This is a genomic window from Salinisphaera sp. S4-8, assembly GCF_040361235.1.
GTDB lineage: Bacteria > Pseudomonadota > Gammaproteobacteria > Nevskiales > Salinisphaeraceae > Salinisphaera.
This window is the reverse complement of sequence record NZ_APNF01000027.1, coordinates 1-3753: the sequence shown is the minus strand read 5'-3', so window position 1 is coordinate 3753 and position 3753 is coordinate 1. Positions and strand designations below refer to the sequence as shown.

Here is a 3753-nt window from a genome sequence, read left to right as displayed (position 1 = left end):
GTCGCTGGCCGGGTCGACCGGCGGCTGGCCGCCGGCCGGTGAAGCCAGCGCCACTTCGGCTCCAGCGTCGATGAAGACATAGTAGGGTGCGGCGAATTCCTCCAGCCAGAAGCCGGTGGGCTTGCCGGTATCGCCGAGTTGGTCGTGCGAGGTCAAAACCATGAGTATTTTCATAATATCCTCTCGGGTGAGTCGGGGGTTACACTCCGGCAGCTCGCGCGCACCGGCCCATCAATCAGGTAAACAGAGATTTTCGATTGGAGGGCCGGCAAGCCGGATTGGCGATCACTAACCGGTGGTCGACGGGCGATGCTTGCCTTCGGCGAATTCCTCGACCATCTTGGCGTTGAACGCCGGGATATCATCGGGGCTGCGGCTGGTGACCAGACCCTGGTCGACGACCACTTCTTCGTCCACCCAGTTCGCGCCGGCGTTTTTCAGATCGGTCTGCAGCGTGTGAAATGAGGTCATGCGCTTGCCGGCGACCTGCTGGGCGTCGATCAGCGTCCAGGGCGCATGGCAGATCGCGGCGACCGGCTTGCCGGCTTCAAAGAACGCGCGGACGAACGCCAGCGCGGATTCGTCGCGGCGCAGGCTGTCCGGATTCATCACGCCGCCGGGCAGCAATAGGGCGTCATAATCGCCCGCATCGGCGCTGTCCAGCGTCACGTCGACGTCAACGCTGTCGCCCTAATCGGTGAATTTCCAGCCCTTGATCGACCCGTCCTTGGGCGCGACCACCACGGTCTCGGCGCCGGCGTCGTTGAGGGCCTGGCGCGGTTCGGTCAGCTCGACCTGTTCAAAGCCGTCGGTGGCCAGTATCGCGATTTTTCTGCCGTTGAGTTCGTTGGACATCGTATGCTCCTAACTGGATATCAATGTTTTCCCCCGTTAAGGGGGTATGAGTGCCATTCGGGTCTGACCCCTTTTACCTCGCCCCTTTTATCTTCGCTTTCAAGACACCTCCCGCTTACAAGCACCCAGCTGAGAGCCGCGTGATCAATGGGGCGGCGCCCTCACCTGCGGCCGCCGCGGGTCGACGCACCTAGGAGGTGTCTCTGTCTACCTCACCGGTGGATTGCTCGGTGTGCGGTGTCCGCGGGCGTGGTGTTCCGAAAGGCCGCCCGCCTTTCCAGCTGAACAACATATCCCTCAAGCTCAGCACGCGGACCTCTGGGTAGCGATGCTGTTCGGATTGCACATAGCCAACCAGCGAGAAGGCGACAACGCCGCCTATTGTGTTGCCCAGACCCACGGGGAGCAGAAGTCCCCAGGCAGCGGCGCCGAGATCGATCCCGCTGCGGAAGTAGAGGAAGAACACCTCGCAGGTCGAAGAGATGATGTGGTAGAGGCCTGTTGCGGTAATGGTGAAGAAGACGAAGTAGATGATCAGCACGCGCGAGATCGTGTCCCGTGCCGCGAAGCTGAGCCAGACGACGCCGGCGACAAGCCAGCCAGCGAAAAAGGCCTTGAAGAACACCGACCACCAGCTCGTCGCCAAGCTGTGCTCCAGCAAGGTTGCCGCTGCGTCACCCCCGGCCTCGGAAACGACCCCGGCCTCTGACAGGATAAAGGCGCCGAACATGGCGCCGAGTATGTTGGATGTCAGCACAATCGCCCACAGCCTGAGCAGCAGCGGCAGGCTCGCTAACCTGGTCAGCACCAGCTTGACGGGCGGCAGCGTGTTCTCTGTATAGAGCTGGTACCGCCCTAGCACGATATAGAGAAAACCGATCGGATAAAGCAGCGAAGCCAGGAACGGATTGTCCGGGAAGGCTGCCAATCCCGTAGTAAGGCCGAGAAATGTCAAGGTTATCGCGAAACCCGCGGTCAGGCCGCTGAAGAACAGTACTCGGGTTTTTTCCGCGACTTCCTCGTCGGCGCCCGCCAACAAGCGTTGATGGATTTCCTCCCATGAGAACCGGTCGCCTGTCGCCCACCCAGCGATAGGTGCGCCTGATGCCGCGCTGTCGCGCTCGCGCACTTCGATCGGCTGTTTTTCGGATCGTACCTTCGACGGCCGGTCAGAGTGTCGCGTGTCGGTCATGACCTTACGATATCAGCTCGTGCCGACAATTCCATCCCTGCTAGCCGCCCAAAACGAGGCAATTCCTTACCCGGAAAATGGGGGCAGGTTGGAGCGGCCCAGCTTTCACGGACATCAACCAGAAGGGACAATGGACCCAAGGAGATGTCCGATGGCAACAAGAAAACGTTACTTCAAGCAGTTCAAGCTGTAAGCGGTCGAGCTGCTGGATCAATCCGATAAACCCGCAGCCGACGTGGCACGCGAACTGGGCGTGATGCGTAACCAGCTCTACAAGCGGCAACACGAACTGCGAGATAAAGGCAAGACAAGGCGTTTCGCGGGCCCGGCCGAAACGCCGCAGCGGATCAGCGCTCCGAAGTCGCGGATCTGAAGAAACGGCTAGCGCAGCTCGAAGAAGAGAACGCCATCTTAAAAAGAGCGGCGGCGCACTTCGCCAGGGAGCTGCCATGAAGTACGCCTTTATCGCTTCGCAGCAACGCCAGCATTCGGTCAGCCTGATGTGCCGGGTGCTACAGGCAAGCCGTTCCGGTTATTACGCATGGAAGATGCGGCCGCCGGCCGCCTATCAAGAACGCGATCGCGCGCTGTTGACGCATATGCGCCAAGCGCACGAGCAGAACCGCCAAGCCTATGGCTATCTCAAAACCTGGCGAGCGTTGAACAAGGCGGGCGTCCCTTGCGGCAAGCATCGCGTCGCTCGGCTGCACCGGGACCACGGCATTCTGGCGCGTCGGCGTCGCCGGTTTATCGCGACCACGCATTCACGACCCGATCTAGGCCATGCACCCAACGTCTTGCGTCGGCGGTTTCGTACGGCCTCTCCGAACCAGGCCTGGGTGCGCGATGTCACCTTCATCGCGACCCGCGAAGGCTGGCTTTATCTGGCGGTGGTGATCGATCTTTACGCACGATCGGTGGTCGGCTGGTCCATGTCGACACGCAACAACACCGCGCTCGTGCGCGAAGCGCTGGAGATGGCGGTCGACGAGCGTCAGCCCAAGCACGGCCTGATCCACCACAGCGATCGAGGGCAAACCTATGCGGCGGCAACGTACCGTCGCCGACTGGCCGAACTCGGCATGGTCTCGAGCATGTCGAGAAAGGGCGACTGCTGGGACAATGCCGTTGCCGAGAGCTTCTTTGCAACGCTGAAGTTCGAACTCGTTGATCGCCGCGTGTTCGCGAGCCGCCAAGCGGCTCGAACGGCGATCTTCGAGTACATCGCGGTGTTCTACAATCGCCAGCGAATCCATCAAACGCTAGGCTACCGAACGCCGTTAGAGATGGAAGAAACGCATCAAGCCGTGGCTTGATTTATCTGTCCGTGGGAGCCGGGCTAGCTCAGTCTGACCCCTTTTATTCCCTTTTATTCCCTTTTATTCCCTTTTATTCAGCCGCCGTGTCGCGGGCGCCGGCGGCCTGACGGACCTGCTCGAGCAGCGCTTGCGCCGTGTCCGCCGAGGACGCCGGATTCTGGCCGGTAATCAGATTGTTTTCGGTGACGACGTGCGGCGCCCAGTCTTCGCCCTTGGAATAGTGCCCGCCATTGTCCTTGAGTGAATCCTCGACCAGAAACGGCACCACGTCGGTCAGGCCTGCGCCTTGTTCCTCGCTGTTGGCAAACCCGGTCACGGATTTGCCTTTGACCAATGGCGCGCCGTTGGCGTCTTTGGTTTTACGCAGCACGCCGGGAGCGTGGCAAA

Annotated in this window: 3 protein-coding genes and 2 pseudogenes; 1 reads left to right on the top strand and 4 read right to left on the bottom strand. The window is 60.8% G+C overall.

Features of this window, described 5'->3' with window-relative positions:
• From S4A8_RS19050 to S4A8_RS19040, 3 genes and pseudogenes are all read right to left on the bottom strand, one after another.
• A pseudogene (locus S4A8_RS19050) lies at positions 1-174 on the bottom strand (type 1 glutamine amidotransferase domain-containing protein); the annotation flags it as partial.
• 114 nt (positions 175-288) lie between these two features.
• Positions 289-855 (bottom strand): annotated as a pseudogene (locus tag S4A8_RS19045) (type 1 glutamine amidotransferase domain-containing protein).
• Positions 856-1045: 190 nt separating this feature from the next.
• Positions 1046-2047, bottom strand: coding sequence for a formate/nitrite transporter family protein (locus S4A8_RS19040; protein ID WP_353221321.1), 1002 nt, complete (start codon positions 2045-2047; stop codon positions 1046-1048).
• Between the two features lie 296 nt (positions 2048-2343).
• On the opposite strand from S4A8_RS19040, the gene S4A8_RS19030 reads away from it, so the two are divergent.
• Positions 2344-3363 (top strand): IS3 family transposase, encoded by a 1020-nt coding sequence (locus S4A8_RS19030; RefSeq protein ID WP_502950763.1) that lies wholly within the window; start codon positions 2344-2346, stop codon positions 3361-3363.
• Between the two features lie 73 nt (positions 3364-3436).
• Here the strand turns inward: S4A8_RS19030 and S4A8_RS19025 are convergent.
• The coding region (locus tag S4A8_RS19025) for a type 1 glutamine amidotransferase family protein (protein ID WP_502950762.1) at positions 3437-3753 on the bottom strand (317 nt) is incomplete at its 5' end.